Origin of the sequence: Sphingobacterium haloxyli (assembly GCF_002980525.1) — a bacterium.
Lineage (GTDB): Bacteria > Bacteroidota > Bacteroidia > Sphingobacteriales > Sphingobacteriaceae > Sphingobacterium > Sphingobacterium haloxyli.
On sequence record NZ_PVBQ01000001.1, the window covers coordinates 125,770 to 142,969 of the forward strand.

The 17,200-nt window shown below is 41.2% G+C and carries 14 protein-coding genes; 12 read left to right on the forward strand and 2 right to left on the reverse strand.

What is annotated here, in order from left to right; translation table 11 throughout:
- The first annotated feature begins 1 nt into the window (after window position 1).
- The 11 genes from ccsA (at window position 2) to C5745_RS00590 (ending at window position 10,307) form a co-directional block, all read left to right on the forward strand.
- Window positions 2-667, forward strand: a complete 666-nt coding sequence (gene ccsA, locus C5745_RS00540; RefSeq protein ID WP_105715002.1) for a cytochrome c biogenesis protein — start codon at window positions 2-4, stop codon at window positions 665-667.
- A 20-nt stretch (window positions 668-687) separates the two neighbouring features.
- Window positions 688-885, forward strand: coding sequence for a CcmD family protein (locus C5745_RS00545; protein ID WP_207795670.1), 198 nt, complete (start codon window positions 688-690; stop codon window positions 883-885).
- Between the two features lie 6 nt (window positions 886-891).
- Entirely contained in the window at window positions 892-1,875 is a 984-nt protein-coding gene (locus tag C5745_RS00550; protein ID WP_105715003.1) for a DUF6427 family protein, read from the forward strand.
- A gap of 148 nt (window positions 1,876-2,023) precedes the next feature.
- The gene (locus tag C5745_RS00555) at window positions 2,024-3,346 is read left to right on the forward strand and encodes a porin family protein (protein ID WP_105715004.1); all 1,323 of its coding nucleotides are present in this window, start codon (window positions 2,024-2,026) and stop codon (window positions 3,344-3,346) included.
- Window positions 3,347-3,426: 80 nt separating this feature from the next.
- Window positions 3,427-3,954, forward strand: coding sequence for an LptA/OstA family protein (locus tag C5745_RS00560; RefSeq protein ID WP_243403198.1), 528 nt, complete (start codon window positions 3,427-3,429; stop codon window positions 3,952-3,954).
- A gap of 103 nt (window positions 3,955-4,057) precedes the next feature.
- The gene (locus tag C5745_RS00565) at window positions 4,058-6,166 is read left to right on the forward strand and encodes a peptidylprolyl isomerase (RefSeq protein WP_105715006.1); all 2,109 of its coding nucleotides are present in this window, start codon (window positions 4,058-4,060) and stop codon (window positions 6,164-6,166) included.
- Window positions 6,167-6,227: 61 nt separating this feature from the next.
- Window positions 6,228-6,743, forward strand: coding sequence for a DUF2480 family protein (locus tag C5745_RS00570; RefSeq protein WP_105715007.1), 516 nt, complete (start codon window positions 6,228-6,230; stop codon window positions 6,741-6,743).
- 31 nt (window positions 6,744-6,774) lie between these two features.
- Window positions 6,775-7,563, forward strand: coding sequence for a DUF3108 domain-containing protein (locus tag C5745_RS00575; protein WP_105715008.1), 789 nt, complete (start codon window positions 6,775-6,777; stop codon window positions 7,561-7,563).
- Window positions 7,564-7,568: 5 nt separating this feature from the next.
- A complete protein-coding gene (locus C5745_RS00580) occupies window positions 7,569-8,132 on the forward strand; it encodes a DUF3109 family protein (protein WP_105715009.1) in 564 nt (187 codons plus the stop codon).
- Between the two features lie 147 nt (window positions 8,133-8,279).
- The gene (locus C5745_RS00585; protein WP_105715010.1) at window positions 8,280-9,251 is read left to right on the forward strand and encodes a polyprenyl synthetase family protein; all 972 of its coding nucleotides are present in this window, start codon (window positions 8,280-8,282) and stop codon (window positions 9,249-9,251) included.
- A gap of 9 nt (window positions 9,252-9,260) precedes the next feature.
- Entirely contained in the window at window positions 9,261-10,307 is a 1,047-nt protein-coding gene (locus C5745_RS00590; protein ID WP_105715011.1) for a TerC family protein, read from the forward strand.
- A gap of 374 nt (window positions 10,308-10,681) precedes the next feature.
- Here the strand turns inward: C5745_RS00590 and C5745_RS00595 are convergent, their stop codons facing one another.
- A complete protein-coding gene (locus tag C5745_RS00595; protein ID WP_105715012.1) occupies window positions 10,682-11,959 on the reverse strand; it encodes a hypothetical protein in 1,278 nt (425 codons plus the stop codon).
- A gap of 402 nt (window positions 11,960-12,361) precedes the next feature.
- Here C5745_RS00595 and C5745_RS00600 point away from each other — a divergent pair, with 402 nt between their 5' ends.
- A complete protein-coding gene (locus tag C5745_RS00600) occupies window positions 12,362-14,032 on the forward strand; it encodes a glutamine--tRNA ligase/YqeY domain fusion protein (protein ID WP_105715013.1) in 1,671 nt (556 codons plus the stop codon).
- A 43-nt stretch (window positions 14,033-14,075) separates the two neighbouring features.
- Here the strand turns inward: C5745_RS00600 and C5745_RS00605 are convergent, their stop codons facing one another.
- The gene (locus C5745_RS00605; protein WP_105715014.1) at window positions 14,076-17,090 is read right to left on the reverse strand and encodes a glycosyltransferase family 117 protein; all 3,015 of its coding nucleotides are present in this window, start codon (window positions 17,088-17,090) and stop codon (window positions 14,076-14,078) included.
- Between the last annotated feature and the right edge of the window lie 110 nt (window positions 17,091-17,200).

Consider the following 17,200-nt stretch of genomic DNA (forward strand, 5'->3'; position numbering starts at 1 on the left):
CATGAGACAATCTTGGTGGAAGATATTGGGACTGGTAATGGTTGCTGCTAGTATAGTGGTAGGCTTCCTAGGACCGGTTCCTGCTTTATTCCTCTTACACGAGACCATCCGCAACGTGTATTTTCATGTACCCATGTGGTCTGCGATGTTTGCCCTCTACCTTATTTCCGTCATTTACAGTATACGGTACTTAAACAAGGGCCGTGTTAACGACGATTTAATGGCTGTCGAAGCTGTTAATACCGGCATTGTCTTCTGTATCATCGGTTTATTAACCGGTATGCAGTGGGCAAATATCACTTGGGGAGACTTTTGGCCCAACGATCCGAAAACCAATGGTTCTGCGATCGCGACCCTCATGTATCTGGCTTATCTTGTATTACGAAATGCGCTAGAGGAAGAACAAAAGAGAGCTAAGATATCTGCGATATACAATATTTTTGCATTTCCTATCATGATCGTATTGATGTACATCATGCCCAAAATGACAGATTCACTGCATCCAGGAAGTGGGGGAAACGGAACATTTGGCGACCTTGATATGGACAATCAGATGCGCCCTGTGTTTTATGCCGCCACTATTGGCTGGATTCTCATAGGCGTTTGGATATGTACATTGCGTTATCGCGTGCGCCTGCTAGAAAATAAAAGAAACCTTATCGATTAATCTCAGACACCATGATCATCATGAAAAAGATCATCACGATTTTATTGCTTTGCATAACAAGTCATCATACTTTTGCTCAAAATCAGATAGAAATGGCTACAGCCCTACGTAGCTCGGGAAAGATATATGTAGTGGTACTCGTGCTCTTAACTATCTTCGTCGTCTTAGGCATATTCTTATTTATGTTGGATAAACGTATAAAGAAATTGGAGAAGTAGGTAGGCATGATCATAAGCCAACATCGAAAATTTACACCAGTCAATATTGTTTTAGTATCGGCTATCGGTTTGGTGTTATGTTTAGGGATCTTTTTTGACCTTCCCGAACATATTACACCAGTACTATTTGAGCCTGCCATCAACAACCTTATCGGAATACGTTTAGGCACAGGCCTCTCTCCTGGCGAAAATGTGATGATTACATTAGCGCTTACCCTACTGCAAGCTTTTTTTCTAAACAGGACGGTCAATAACTTTAATCTATTGGGTAAACCTAACTTTACCCCAGCATTGATGTATATGACGTTAGTCAGTTTGTTCACCCCGTTTTTAGTGCTTTCCCCTCCTCTGATTTGCAATTTTATTGCGATATGGATGCTTGGCAAACTATTCAATATATATAAGCAACATGATATCAAAGGGCTGATGTTCGATTTAGGAATGATTGTCGCCATCGGAAGCCTAATTTATTTCCCCTTTATGGTGATGATAATCCTATTGTGGATAAGCTTGTTGATTTTTCGGCCTTTTAATTGGAGAGAATGGATAACGCCATTATTAGGTTTTTCGACTGTATACTTCCTCTTAGGTGTTATTTATTATTGGATAGGACGTTTCCAAGAGTTTATCGCTGTATTCAAACCGCTCGGGTATGCCTTTCCTACTGAGTTATCCCTCGATATGTACGACTACCTTGTTATCGTTCCTATCGTCGTCGCTCTCTTACTTTTTCTGGTGGTACTAAAGGAGCATTTCTTCAAAAGTGTCGTCCATTTACGTAAATCTTTCCAGCTCTTATTTTTTATGGTGTTGTTGACGTTGGGGGCTTTTTATCTCAACCGACATATCACCATCAACCATTTTTTGCTTTGCGCTCCATCAATAGCGATTTACCTTTCGTTCTATTTCACTAATTCAAAATCAAAGTGGGTATACGAGACACTATACCTTACTATCGCGGCTGCAATTATCTATTTTCAGTTTGTCTAATTGATCGAACTCAGACTGCAAAACGATAAATCATGCATCCCTTACCGACAATTACACAAACCATTTGTTATCAGTCGATTAACCTTTTTTAACAAATAGAACTAACGGAATAGTTAAAATTTAGATAGTTTTGTAGCAAATTTGGACCATGCACAGACATTCAATAGGAAGTTTTACCAAAATAGCACTGCAATTGTTGTTAGGATTAGGCTTATTCGGTGCCGATCAGGTATACGCACAAAGATCTACCTCTCATTCTCCTTATTCGCAATTTGGATTAGGGCAAATGCGGAACGACTTGTTGCCACAGACACGCGCTATGGGTGGTATCGCCACCGGCGTGAGATACCTCACCGGGCTTCCTACATTGAACATAGCCAACCCAGCCTCCTATTCGGGGCTAAATCGTACGGTCTTAGAAGCGGGCATGTATGGTAATTTCACGCAGCTATCGAGAGATAATTTAAGCGACCACACAGCTGATTTTGCTTTCGGACACCTAGCCATCGGAATACCATTACAAAAATACGGTGGATTTTCATTTGGATTACTCCCCTTTTCGGATATGGGATATTCATCAAAAAATGTAGAGTCTATAGACGACCTCGTTTATGAAAAACAGATATTTGGCGAGGGTGGGATCAATAAAGCTTATTTAGGTTACGGGGTATCGCCCATTAAAGGATTAAGCATCGGTGCAAATGCCGGTTTTCTTTTTGGAAATCTTTATGATATCACACAGGTTAAATTTGTAAGTGATCTCTCCGCTTATCCGGCAGAGCTAAAGGAGACCCGCAACATCCGGGGACTGGCCGTTGATTACGGGATTCAATACAGTAAATCCATTAACCGGAAGTACAACCTAACATTGGGCTATACCGGGACTCTAAATAATAACATCAATGCGAAGCCGAGTAGGATCATCACAATTTCGGAAAACAATTTTGACGATGACTATATTGCGCCACCGTTGGACACTATCGGAACAGGAACCTTCGCTACCCGAAAGATCCAACTTCCGCTAAAGCATAATGTCGGGTTCACGCTATCAAAAGGGTATAACTGGTTGATAGGTGCTGACTTTAATTACGCAGACTGGTCAAAATTTGAAGTGCTGGAAGGACAGAATAAACTGGAAAAAAGCTATGGTTTTGCCGTCGGTGGGCAGATTAAACCAGATCCTACGTCCGTACGATATTGGAAGCAAGTGGATTACCGGCTAGGATTCCGTTATAACCAGACGCCCGTTGTGTATCGAAATCAACGAATTAACGACATGGCTGTGAGTGTGGGTGTAGGCCTACCCCTACCCGAGACAAATTTTGGTCGTACGTTCTCTCAAATCAATATTTCGGCCGAGTTCGGACAACAAGGTTCGCTTAACCATAATCTAGTACGGGAACGGTACATCAACATCAATTTTGGTTTCACCATTAACGATTCCTGGTTTATTCGTCGAAGTTTAGATTAACAATGCGCTTTCGTCTTATCCATAATAGTTACAAAAAGCTGTCCTTAACGATATGTGTGTTGTTAGGGACAATTGTATTTATGGCTTGTGAGAACGATCTGCGCGACGTGGAGAAAATTGCGAATATTCAACAAGAAGAGAATGTAAATGTTTCTAAAGACGTAACGGTCGTATACAGTGATTCGGCGAAGGTAAAAGCAGAGCTAACAGCTCCCGAGCTGCGAGAGTATCCAGATAGTATTGCTATGTACGAATTTCAAAAAGGGGTGTTAATACGCTTCTTCGACGAATTTGGTAACGAATCCCAACGGATACGTTCGGAATACGCGGTTCAAAAGATAAACGAAGGACTAACCGAATTTAGAAAAAATGTGGTGGTTAATATGGTCGACGGTTCTATAATCAAAACGGAAGAACTTTACTTTGACGAGAAAAAGAATATTTATTATAACACCGTTCCGATTACTTTTGATTTCAAAGATCAACGGGGAAGCTTGCAGGCCACTTCCTTCATTTCAGACACCGATTTTAAGAAAATTGACGGGCAAAATATGACTGGTTTCTATGTTCCGTCGGGCGATCAGCAACTTCCTTCATTTGGCAACTAAGATGTCGCACAATTTTTTATATTATATTTCATAAAAGTTGTATCTTGCGCCTTGTTTTTAATAAAGGTCAATTAAGTAACTGAATAAACAGAGTATATAGACTATGGGATTAATGAGCTATTTGCGGAACCGAGCAGGACTGGTAGTCACTGTGATTGGTTTAGCAATTATTGCGTTTTTACTGGGAGACATCATCAGCTATGGAACTCCTTTTTGGATGAAGAATCAAAATCAAGTTGGTAGTGTAAATGGCGAATCGATCGACTACCAGCTATTTAACGCACAGGTTGATCAAACTACAGCGATGTATCAACAGCAAATGGGGGGAACGCCGTCTCCGCAGATGCGTAACTACGCAGTGCAGCAAGTTTGGAATCAATTTATCTCGCAAGAGCTTTTAAAACAGGAGATCGAAAAAATAGGTCTTTCCGTTGGAAAAGATGAGCTAAATGGCTTGGTGTCTGGCAGCAATCCTTCTCCACAAATTGTTCAGGCTTTTACCAACCCCGAAACAGGTGTGTTCGATAAAAACCAGTTAAACACGTTCCTTTCACAAATAAACAGCCAAGGAACGCCAGAAATGCGTCAGCAATGGGAAATGCTTTTAGAGAACATTCGTAACGAGCGTTTGAACGAAAAATATTCGAATCTATTAACCAAGAGTGTATATGTAACCTCTTTGGAGGCACAAGACGAATATAACCAACGCAACAAATTGGCAAATTTTAAATATTTGATGCTTGACTATTCTTCAGTGAAAGATTCTGAAATCAAATTAACGGACGCAGATTACAAATCCTATTATGATGCGCATAAAAACGCGTTCAATAATGAAGAAGAAACCAGAACGATTGAATACGTATTGTTTGATGCCAGACCTACCGCCAATGATACAGCGGCGACCAAATCGGTAATTGAGCAATTAAAATCAGAGTTGGTAAACGCTACCACAGACTCGTTATTTGTCGCGGTCAACTCCGACACAAAATACCCCTTTACCTATCTCCGTAAAGGACAGGTGAGCCCAGCATTGGATTCTGTGATTTTTAATACGCCGGTTGGTACTACGGTAGGACCTTTCCTGTCAAACGACAGATTTGAAATTGCAAAGGTTGTGGACGCCAAATTCAGCCCGGACTCGGTAAAAGCTTCACATATTTTATTGAATACAACAGCAGAAGGCGGTGTGGATAAAGCACAAGCGAAAGCAGATTCTATTAAAAGATTGATTCAACAGGGAGAAAGCTTCTCGGCGCTTGCGATCCAGTTCAGTTTAGATGAAGGCAGTAAAATAAACGGAGGAGATCTAGGCACCTTCCCACGAGGACAGATGGTACCGGAATTTGATGAAGCTGTGTTTTCGGGTAAGGCGGGCGATGTCGTTGTCGTTAACAGTCGGTTTGGGACCCACATCATCCGAATCGAAAAACAAATTGGTAATTCGAAAATTGTCAAAGCAGCTATTGTAGATAAGGTTATCAACAGCGGGAAAGCTACTACCGACGCAGCCTATGCGAAGGCAAACAGCTTCTTTGGCGAAACAAATGGTAACGACTTTGCAGAGATAGCCAATAAACAGGGCGCCACTGTCCATAAAGCGGAGCGTGTCGTAGCAATGGACAATACATTCAATGGTGTCGAAGTGCCTAGAGATCTTGTGCGTTGGGTTTTTGAAGCTAAGAAAGGAGAAGTTTCCGAACGTATATTCGATACAGAGGATCATTTTGTTATTGCCCGTGTAGTTGATGTACAGCCTAAAGGTACTCTTTCATTAACGGCGGTAAAACCACAAATCGAGGCACGCGTACGCAATGAGGTAAAAGCAAGAATGCTTACGGAAAAACTAAACAACGCGTTGAATGGCGCCTCTTCCATCGATCAAGCGGCACAAAAGCTAGAGAAGACGGCTGTAGATATAGAGAATATCGTTATGGCTAACCCTGTTCTGCCTGGTATTGCGATGGAGCCTGCCGTGGTTGGAACGGCTTATGGTCTACAACCGAACAAATTATCTAAAGCGATAAAGGGTGAACAGGGAGTTTACGCGGTACAAGTGACGGGTTTTGTTAATCCTGCTGAACTTGTCGCCAGTGATATGAACAACCAAAAGCAACAAATGCAGACGGCGAAAGCGCAACGCGCTTGGGGTGCAATTTATCAAGCCCTCCAACACGAAGCCGATATTTCTGACAATCGCATTAGATTCTATTAGGATATAATCGTTAACTTTATAGCCGGACAAAACATGTCCGGCTTTTTTGTTTTGATAGTATATGGACATTCAGGAAAATATCGTTAATAAAGTTGCTCAAAGCGGTCTAATTACCATTGATTTGGCACATTATGCGCCAAAAGAAGACGTTGTGGTATATGATATTAAGGACAATCTATTTCACGGGCTTATATTAAAAGAGAAAGATTTTCGTACGTTTATTAAGGAACACGATTGGACCCAATACCAGCATAAGCATGTCGGTATTATCTGCTCAACAGACGCTATCGTTCCTACTTGGGCGTATATGCTCCTGGCTAATAAGCTCGAGCCCTATGCGCTTTCAGTACATTTTGGAAATAAAGAAACCGTATTGGACAATCTGTTCAGTCAAGCCTTAGACCAAGTCGACTTCAGCATCTATCGAGATGAGCGCGTGGTGGTGAAAGGTTGTGGAGATATCTATGTGCCAGAGTCTGCTTTTATTAAATTCACCATCGGTTTAAGTAAAGTTGTCAAGAGTATGATGTATGGAGAACCCTGTTCCACCGTACCTGTCTATAAGCGTAAAAGTTAAACTATTGACGACTATTTTTGTCCATTATTATATGAAGAAGATTTACACGCTTATCGCGTTTTTCATCTGTAGCACATGCCTGGCTATCGGACAGACTTTACCATACCTCCCACAGCCTACATACCAAGCGGGCGAGAAATTGACTTACAAATTAAAATACGGCATTTTGTCCGTTGCTACCGGCACCTTAAAGGTGGAAAAATCAAAGTTGCGCTTCAGCAACCCTAACGCCTTCCACCTATCAGCTTTCGGTCAGACCTCCGGAATATTCGCGGTTTACAAAGTACGAAATAAGTACGATTCTTATATCGACGGCGATACCTATCTACCGTATCTCTATATAGAAGATATACATGAAGGAAGCTATACGCGTGAGGAATATGCCACTTTTGATCACCGGAATAAAAAAGTTTCGGGCAAGAAGGGTACCTTCACCAGCCCGACATCACAATTTTTTGATTTGTTATCAGCCTATTACTTTTCTCGTAACCTAGATCTTTCGTCTCTAAAAAAAGGCGATTCATTTAAAATCACCTATTTCCTGAACGATGAGGTCGCTCAATTAGGGGTTAAATATATCGGTATCGAAAAAATCAAAACGGCGCTGGGAGAGCTGGAGTGTATTAAATTCAGTCCAGAAATTACGCCCGGCCGTATTTTTAGAAAGGACAGCCAGCTTTTCCTATGGGTCACCAACGACGGTAACCGTATTCCGGTAAAGGCACAGGTAGAGATTTTGGTAGGCAGCGTAACGATGGAGTTAATTAGTGCAAAAGGATTAAAACACACGCTGGGAAAACGCGTTAGTTATTCAAAGTAAACAACATGATTGAAGTAGGCAACGTATTGGTGCATGAGGATATCATCAAGAATGACTTCGTTTGTAATTTAAACAAATGTAAAGGCATCTGCTGTGTAGAGGGCGACTCGGGAGCACCTCTAAACGAACAAGAAATTGAGATTCTTCAGGATATTTATCCAAATGTCAAACCTTATATGACCGAAAAGGGTATCCAGGCTATCGAAGAACAAGGCACACACGTCATTGATGCAGACGGAGACCTAACCACTACTTGCGTGGATGGCAATAAAGAATGTGCCTATGTCACCTGGGATAATGGTATTACGAAATGTGCAATTGAAACAGCCTACGAACAGGGTAAAATCGCGTGGAAAAAGCCTATTTCCTGCCACCTCTACCCTATTCGCACTACGCGTTATCCGGCCTTTGACGTGCTACACTACGACCGTTGGCATATCTGCAGTGATGCATGCACGTTTGGCAAGGAGCTCGGCATCCCTGTATACAAGTTCGTAAAAGAACCGCTTATCCGTGAATATGGTGAAGAATGGTATAAAGAATTGGAATTAGCTATCGACGCGTTATAGGCTATTTCATTTACTATTTGTCCTTTATCCGCCAAATCGTATACCCTCATTATTTTCTTTCGTATTTGTATCTGCGCTACATGGATATTTCTTATATTTATCGCAATTTTAACTGCTTTAAAAGCCATGGTTATATAACCATTTTTCATGCTGAAATTAAAAGATATACAAAACCCGATAGCACAAGAGCTAAAAGAATTTGAAAGCCGGTTTAAAGAATCGATGCATAGCTCTGTCCCTTTGTTGAATCGCATCACACAATATATCTTAAAACAGAAAGGGAAGCAAATGCGTCCGATGTTTGTTTTTCTCTCGGCAGGGTTGTGCGGCAACATCAATGATTCTAGCTATAGAGCAGCCTCATTGGTTGAACTACTGCATACGGCGTCCTTGGTTCATGATGATGTAGTGGACAATGCAAATGAACGCCGGGGTTTTTTTTCGGTAAATGCGTTGTGGAAGAATAAAATAGCGGTACTGTTAGGCGACTTTTTGCTTTCAAAAGGCATGTCTCTTTCTGTTAAGCACAATGAGCTTAACCTATTAAAAGTCATGTCCGATGCTGTAGAAGAGATGACCGAGGGCGAGTTGCTGCAAATAGAAAAAGCACGCAAACTCGATATAGAGGAAGAGGTATATTTTGAAGTTATCCGTAAAAAGACGGCATCTCTTATTGCCGCTTGTTGCGCCTGTGGCGCTTCTTCTGCTAAAGCTCCGCAAGACACGGTTAACCGCTTACATTTGTTCGGAGAAAAAGTAGGCATAGCGTTCCAAATAAAAGATGACCTCTTCGACTTCGGTTTAGACGATATTGGAAAACCTGTCGGGAATGACATCAAGGAGAAAAAGATGACACTACCACTCATCTACGCGCTCAAAAACACCGATCGTGCAGAGAAAAGGCGTATCATCAATCTCGTAAAAAACCATAGCGAAAACAAAGATAAGGTCGCCGAAGTTATTACCTTTGTCCGGCGCAACGGAGGTTTGGACTATTCAAAAGAGAAAATGTTACAATATCAACAAGAGGCCTTCGATATATTAGCAGCATTTCCTAACAATACATATAAGGACGCGCTAGAACAATTGGTCAGATTTACAACAGAAAGAAATAAATAGAATCACATTATGAGCCACGAACTGTTATTTTTTGGAGGGTTTATTATATTCATCGTCCTCATGCTCGCAATCGACTTGGGATTATTCTCCAAGAGTGACAAGCCCGTATCATTCAAAGCCGCTGCTATCATGAGTGCAATCTGGGTTTTCTTTGCGCTTGCATTTGGTTTGGTATTGTACGTCTGGGGAAACGAGCTCCATAATGTTCATGATTTTGCAGCACTTAAAGAAGTCATTGCAAAGCATTATCATAATATCCGCATCAATGAGAACGATTTAGCAGCGAGTATTCAACTGTATAACAAGACATTGACCATAGAATACCTCACGGGTTATGTCGTGGAATATGCCTTATCAGTAGATAACATCTTTGTTATGGTACTTCTGTTTTCTTCCTTTGGCATTCCAGAGAAATACTATCATAAAGTGTTGGTATGGGGAATTATTGGGGCTATCGTTCTTCGTTGTATATTCATCTTCGTTGGAGCAGCATTGATTGCAAAATTCGGGTGGATACTCTATGTCTTCGGGGCTTTCTTGGTGTATACAGGGATCACGATGTACATCAATCGCAACAAAGAGGAGGAAGTTGATCCCCAAAACCATCCCGTGGTAAGGTTTGCATCCAAATATTTTAAGGTTACACCTCGATTGGATGGTGGCCGTTTCTTTATTGTAGAAAACGGCGTGAGGTATGTTACCCCCTTGTTTTTGGTATTATTAGTTATCGAATTCACAGACTTGATTTTTGCCGTAGACTCTATTCCGGCTATCTTTTCGGTGACGAAGGATCCTTATATCGTTTTCTTTTCCAATATCTTCGCCATTTTGGGATTGCGCTCTATGTTCTTTCTTTTGGTGAATATTATCGACAAGTTCCATTACCTGAAAGTCGGTTTGGCATTTCTATTGATTTTCATCGGAGCAAAAATGTTGTTGCATAGTTGGTTGGAAGAATTCGGTTTCCAAACGGTGCACTCCTTGATTATTATTATATCTATTCTGGCGATTAGTATCGTGGCATCGTTGGTGTTTCCGAAGGAAAAAGAGGTTTAGTCTCTTCATTTTTTTGTCTTGACACAAAAAAACGAAGCAAAAAAAAGTCAAGACTTGCATTGTTCCACTACCTTTACTGGTCTATTCCTAAACAGAATGGAACTCGCTGTCGCTCAGACAACATTCTGTTTTTAACGGAATAGCCTGCGTAAAGCTGCCCGCGGAACAATGCTAGGTCGATTTAGTGCACGTTAAAGCTATTTATTATGATCCACTTTTATTTACGCACTTGCACTATCCCCTCTTTAACTCCCAATGTCGCATCCGGATGTTTGAGGTATGTAGAAACTCATCCTTAGCACTATCCATCATCTCAAAGATTTGAAGCGACGAGCTTTTTGGTTCTTTTTCGCGGAGAAAAAGAACAATGAAATTTAATTAATAAAATCTCCTTGTTGATCCACAGCTTTAACGTAAGGGTTAGCATACCTATCCATAATAACAGCAAATTGATAGCGGCTGACATAGCCTTCTTCGTCAAAACTACCTTCAAATTTTAACTTTGACGACCACTCTTTCGCTATCTGCTGGTCCACTTCATCCCCACGTAGCCCTACAAATTTAATTAGGGACAGGAAATCTCTCCATTGAAAATAATCACCTGTGTTATCCAAAAACCACAATTGACTTCTAGAATACAACCGGTCAAAAATAGGTTCTACTTCATCAAAACTTACGTGTTCATCTTTTTGGAAACGAAAGCCATCATCTTTATGTAGATTTGGTAATACGCCAGCTAACCCAAATCGTTGTAAAGCGTAAAAGTGCACATCGTTGATGGCAACATCTTGATAAGGTAAAATTCGGGCGTTATAGGTCATTAACTCTGTCTGCAATTTCCGTACATCCACCTTATCTGCAGAAGTCTTGAAAAAAGCCAAATAAGCTGCCGTTGCGCCAACAGCTTGTCCCACCGCAGCCCGCAAGGGACTTAACGCTATATTCTCATCCAGCAGTTCCGACACTCCTCGAAAATTAAAAAAGCCGTCTTTTTCTCCCCCTAGAATATTCGACAGTCGCGCGCCATATAATGCATCACCGATTTGGCCCCCTGCCACTAATGTACGCACCTGTGCCAAAGTCAACGCATCAAGCGGTTGTATCGGTTCGACATCGCCAGTCCACGTTATATCCGCTAATCCTGATAGCTTTTGGTTTTGGGATGCGTCTACCACACATCTTACTACATATTTGTGTTTACTGGACAATTGAATTTCCCAATCTCGTTTTCTCCGTTTAACTGATAACACATCTTCTCCTCTCAAAACCGTTAACTGCGGTAGCTTTCGCAACACCTTCTCTACAGCATTCTGAAATAGCCGAGGGTTCATCTCCCATTTGACAATCTTCGCCAATGAATCATCTGGAGACTTTGCAAGCGCCATTTCCATCAATAGTTCCATCCAAATCCCGCCATCTGTGTGCGGCATAGTTTCTATTTGTACTTCCTCCGTGGAAAACTCAGGCAGCAGTTGTTCTCCTTCCATTAGCCATATCGTTGGAACGCTGGATTTGGCGCTCTGTACAGCCACCGAGAATGCTAAAAGATCCGATCCGTATACAATAACTTGGGGTTTCTTTACTTTTTGTCCGAAACAAGGTTGTAAGATAATAATCAGTATAAGAAAGATCGTGCTGGATATATGTTTCATATTCGAAAATACAGAAATTTTGTCTTTCTTTTTTTCTTGACAAAAAAAGAAACAAAAAAGTCAAGGCTTAATATGGTTTTGCTATTTTCCTTTGTTTATTCCTAAACAAAATAAAACTCGCTTCGCTCAAACATTATTTTGTTTTGAACGGAATAACCTTCAGAAAAATAACCGCAAAACAATATAAGGCCGTTTTAATCCGCGTTACGGCTATTCATTAATTCTCCACTTTTATTTACGCATTGCGCTATCCCCTCCTTAACTCTTAATGTCGCATCCGGATGTTTGAGGTATGTAGAAATTCATTCTTAGTACTATCCATTATCTCAAATATCCGAAGCGACGATTTTTTTGGTTCTTTTTTGAGGGAAAAAAGAACTTAAAAAAGTTAACTTTGTAGTTATGTTAAACGAAGAAAAACCACTGAATTTTATAGAGGAGATTGTCGAAGAGGATCTCCGCAAAGGCAAACATGACGGACGTGTTTTGACACGTTTTCCGCCCGAGCCTAATGGTTATCTCCATATCGGTCACGCAAAGTCCATCTGTTTAAACTTTGGACTTGCTCAGAAGTATAATGGGAGAACCAACCTGCGTTTCGATGACACTAACCCCGTGACAGAAGATACGGAATATGTGGACAGCATCAAACAGGATATTCAGTGGTTAGGTTTTCAATGGGCCGAAGAGCTATATACTTCCGACTATTTCGAGACATTGTATACATATGCTGTTGATCTGATAAAAAAAGGACTCGCTTATGTAGACGATAGTACATCCGAACAGATTGCTGCTTCGAAAGGTACGCCGACAGAACCCGGGGTGCCGACTCCATATCGTGACCGCAGCATCGAGGAAAACCTCACGCTTTTCCAAGAAATGCGCGACGGTAAATATAAAGACGGGGAGAAGGTTCTCCGCGCAAAAATAGATTTGGCAAGTCCAAATATGCATTTACGGGACCCGCTGTTGTATCGTATTAAACATGCGAACCATCACCGTACTGGTGACAAATGGTGTATATATCCTATGTACGATTTTGCCCATGGTCAGTCAGATTCCATTGAGGAAGTTACGCATTCTATTTGTACATTGGAGTTTATTCCACATCGCCCGTTATATGATTGGCTTATTGAAAAACTAGAAATTTTTCCCTCCAAACAATATGAATTTGCCCGTTTAAACATGACTTATACCGTGATGAGTAAACGCAAATTATTGCAATTGGTCAAAGAAAAATATGTAGAAAGCTGGGATGATCCCCGTATGCCTACTATTTCGGGTTTAAGACGCCGTGGATATACACCTGGTTCCATCCGTAATTTCGCTGAACGAATCGGCGTACAAAAGCGGGAAAACATGATTGATGTTGGCTTATTGGAGTTCTGCATCCGGGAAGATCTTAATGCTACCGCTTGGCGACGGATGGCGGTACTGAATCCGATAAAGCTCGTTATTACCAATTATCCAGATGGACAAACCGAAGAATTAATCGGGGAAAACAACCCGGAAGTCGAAGGTGGCGAGGGTTCTCGCATCCTTCCGTTTTCCAAGGAGCTCTGGATAGAGCGGGATGATTTTATGGAAGAACCTCCGAAGAAATTTTTCCGGCTAGGTCCTGGCCTTTCCGTGCGTTTAAAGCATGCATACATCGTACAGTGTCACGACTTTGTTAAGGACGAAAATGGTAGTGTCACAGAAATACATTGCACCTATGTTCCGAACTCAAAATCGGGCGAGGATACATCGGGACTGAAAGTAAAAGGAACGATTCACTGGGTATCAGTAGCGCACGCCCAAGAAGCAGAGGTTAGACTTTACGATCGTTTGTTTAACGAAGAAAACCCTGCCGCCGCAGAAGACTTTAAAGCGTCTATCAATCCAAATAGCCTGCAAATAGTTAACAAGGCTTATATCGAACCTGATTTAGCAACAGCGGAAGCTGGTAAAGGGTATCAGTTTATTAGATTAGGCTACTTTAGCTTGGATACCAAATCTACAGCCGCACACTTGGTATTTAACCGTACAGTGACGTTAAAAGATAGCTGGGCCAAAGAGGTAAAGAAGGGATAACAAAAATAGCTAGGGGACAGCTTTTCATCTCCTAGCTATTCTGTTATTTACTTATATACTTTTCTCTATAATGTGTGAGAACGTCATTCACTTGGGCGTATAACTCCTTTTCGTTTGTACCTTCCAAAATAATATTATACATCTCTAAAGCGGCCAGAGAAAATCTTATTTTACGTGCATCTAAAGCTTCGGGCTTATCCCGAGCGAGGGATTCCGCATAATCTAAATAGTCATTAACGAACCCTACATTGCGCTTCACTACCCGGTTAGCCAAATCAATTTCTCCTGTTTTATATAAAGTATCTACAATATCCGTGTAGGTAAGCGCCTCATTTAAGCTATATGCCCGTTTTGGTAAAATATCGACAGCCTTAACGGCAACGGCTTTCGCTCGTTCCATATCACCTTGTTGTTTCAATAATTGCGTCGTTTGCGCATAAACATCAGGATAGATAAAATTCTCCATCATACGACGGGAATCTACATCCACGAAATCCAACAAACCATATTTTCCCCACCTAAAATTTTGGGTCGCGTGCTCGTATAGTTTTTCCACATTTGTCATCAATTGCCCTTCTTGCCGCTCGGGGAGCTCTATTGGCATCAATTTACGAACGATACCTTCATCTACAATGTACTTATCCAGTCCTGCCATGAGATTTGTAGGTGTGTAATTGGTAAAGTAAATAGGTCTCTCCCAGTTATTCATCAAAACAATAGACATCAAACTCAATTCTGCCCGTGAAACGTGATTTTGGGGATAATCCCATTTCATCTCGTCAACGACATAATCAGACCAGTTGGACGGAACGACCTGATGCTTTATTACAGCCTGTTTATCGACCGCCATTTCTATCTTTCTCGCGGGCAAATAGCTTAGCATCCTTCCATTTTGGACTGAAACCTGATTTGTAGGGTTGTCTGATAACAAGAACGCTAACAAGGAATCGAGATGAACATAATTTTCTATTCCCTTATCCACAAAAGGCATGTAATCTCGAACACCTTCTGCTAGCTTAGCTGTATCAAAACTTAATTTAACTGGAGCAGCTTCATTCACCTGATTAGACAATTGCCGTACATACCAATGTGACTGTAGATAACTTAAATTGACAATGCGTACGTCGGTACGGATCCCCTCCACTTCTTGTAAATACCATAGTGGAAAGGTATCGTTGTCGGCGTACGTAAACAAAATGGCATTGGGTTCGCAAGATGTGAGATAATTGTAGGCCATATCGCGGGCTAACGATCTACCTGACCGGTCGTGGTCATCCCAGTTTTCAGAAACCAAAAGGACAGGCGCTGCTAATAAACAAACTAGGCCCGCCGTGATTGTCGAAATCTTTAAACTAAACTTCTTACTCAGAAAGTCCATACACCCCAACACACCTAAACCTATCCAAATGGAAAAGGCGTAGAATGATCCAGCGTAGGCATAATCGCGCTCACGAGGTTGTACAGGCGTCTGGTTAAGATAAATAACAATAGCCGCACCCGTAAAAAAGAAAAGCAATGCGACGATAGACGCAAATCGTCTATCTTTTCGGAAGTGCCATATTAAACCAACCACACCTATCAATAGGGGAAGAAGATAATACACATTTCGACTAGGATTGGCGTACATTGATTCAGGGAGATCCGTTTGACCACCGACAACCTGCCTGTCTATTGCCTTCAATCCTGACATCCAATTGCCCTCACTATATCCACCGTAATTCTGTTCATCATTTTGCCGGCCGGCGAAATTCCAAAAGAAATAACGAGCATACATGTTCCCCAATTGATATGTAAAGAAAAAATTCAGGTTATCGGAGAATGTAGGTTTTTCGTTTGGCAACAACCCTAGGTAGCTTCTATAATAGTCCGCATGCTTCTCACTGTAAAGACGCGGGAAGAGCATTTCATTATCATAATTATACTGGGGAATACCATCGATTTTTTCATACTTTCTCGTTCCTTTCTTATAAGTTTTCGTCGGGGTTACCTCAGTTACTTGTGCATCAAAAGTCTGTCCCTTCAATAAAGGCTCCTTACCATATTGTTCGCGATTGAGATAACCCAAAAAAGCGTAGACATTGTCCGGTGAATTGTTATTCAAAGAAGGGTCAGCATGTGCGCGAATAGCAATCATCGCATAGGATAAATAGCCAAAACAAATAAAACTTAAACCCAATAAACCGACATTTAAAATCGGTTTGTTTAGCATTACACTGTACCGAATACCCCATATTATACCACCAACAAGAAGCAATAAGAAAAAAACAATTCCAGAGCCAAATCCCAACCCGAGTTGGTTCACAAAAAAGACATCAAAGGCGGCAGCTATACGTATAGAATACTGAATAACGCCCCAAAGTATCAATGCTAACACCGTGACACCTATCGCTAATGATTTTACAGTGCCGTTCCAAGTGATACGCTGATTTTTCTTAAAATAAACCATTAAGGCTATCGCCGGAATAGTCAATAAATTTAGTAAGTGCACACCGATAGATAACCCCATAATATAAGCTATCAAAATCAGCCAGCGGTTAGCATCAGGTTCTTCTGATCTTCTCTCCCATTTCAAAATCAACCAAAAGACGACAGCGGTGCACAACGAAGACATCGCATACACTTCCGACTCGACAGCAGAATACCAAAATGTATCCGTAAAACCATAAGCCAAAGCGCCTATTGCGCCCGCCAGCATCATTTGAATTACTGTCCAAGTCGATGGCGTTTCTCCGCGTGGAATGAATACCTTTCTTGTAAGCGCCGTAATTGTCCAAAAGAGGAATAAAATAGTGAGCCCGCTGCATACTGCCGAACCTATATTCATCCAATACGCAACCTTCGACACATCCCCTAAAGCAAAATTGGAAAATATATTTTGTATTATTAGAAACAGCGGTGCTCCTGGCTGATGAACGATTTGGAGTCTGTAAGCAGAAGCAATAAATTCCCCCGTATCCCACCAGCTGGTAAAGCGATCTGCAGTTATAATATAGACAGTCGTTGTGAGGATAGCACACAGCCATCCGGTTAGATTATTAATTTTATCGTAGCTTTTCATTAAAATAGTTTTTCTTTTAATGGTAATGAAGCTCTGTTAGCCCATTAAAACTACGTATATCTGTTATCAAAACCTGTATATTAACAAATTTTAACAGATCACAAACCTAT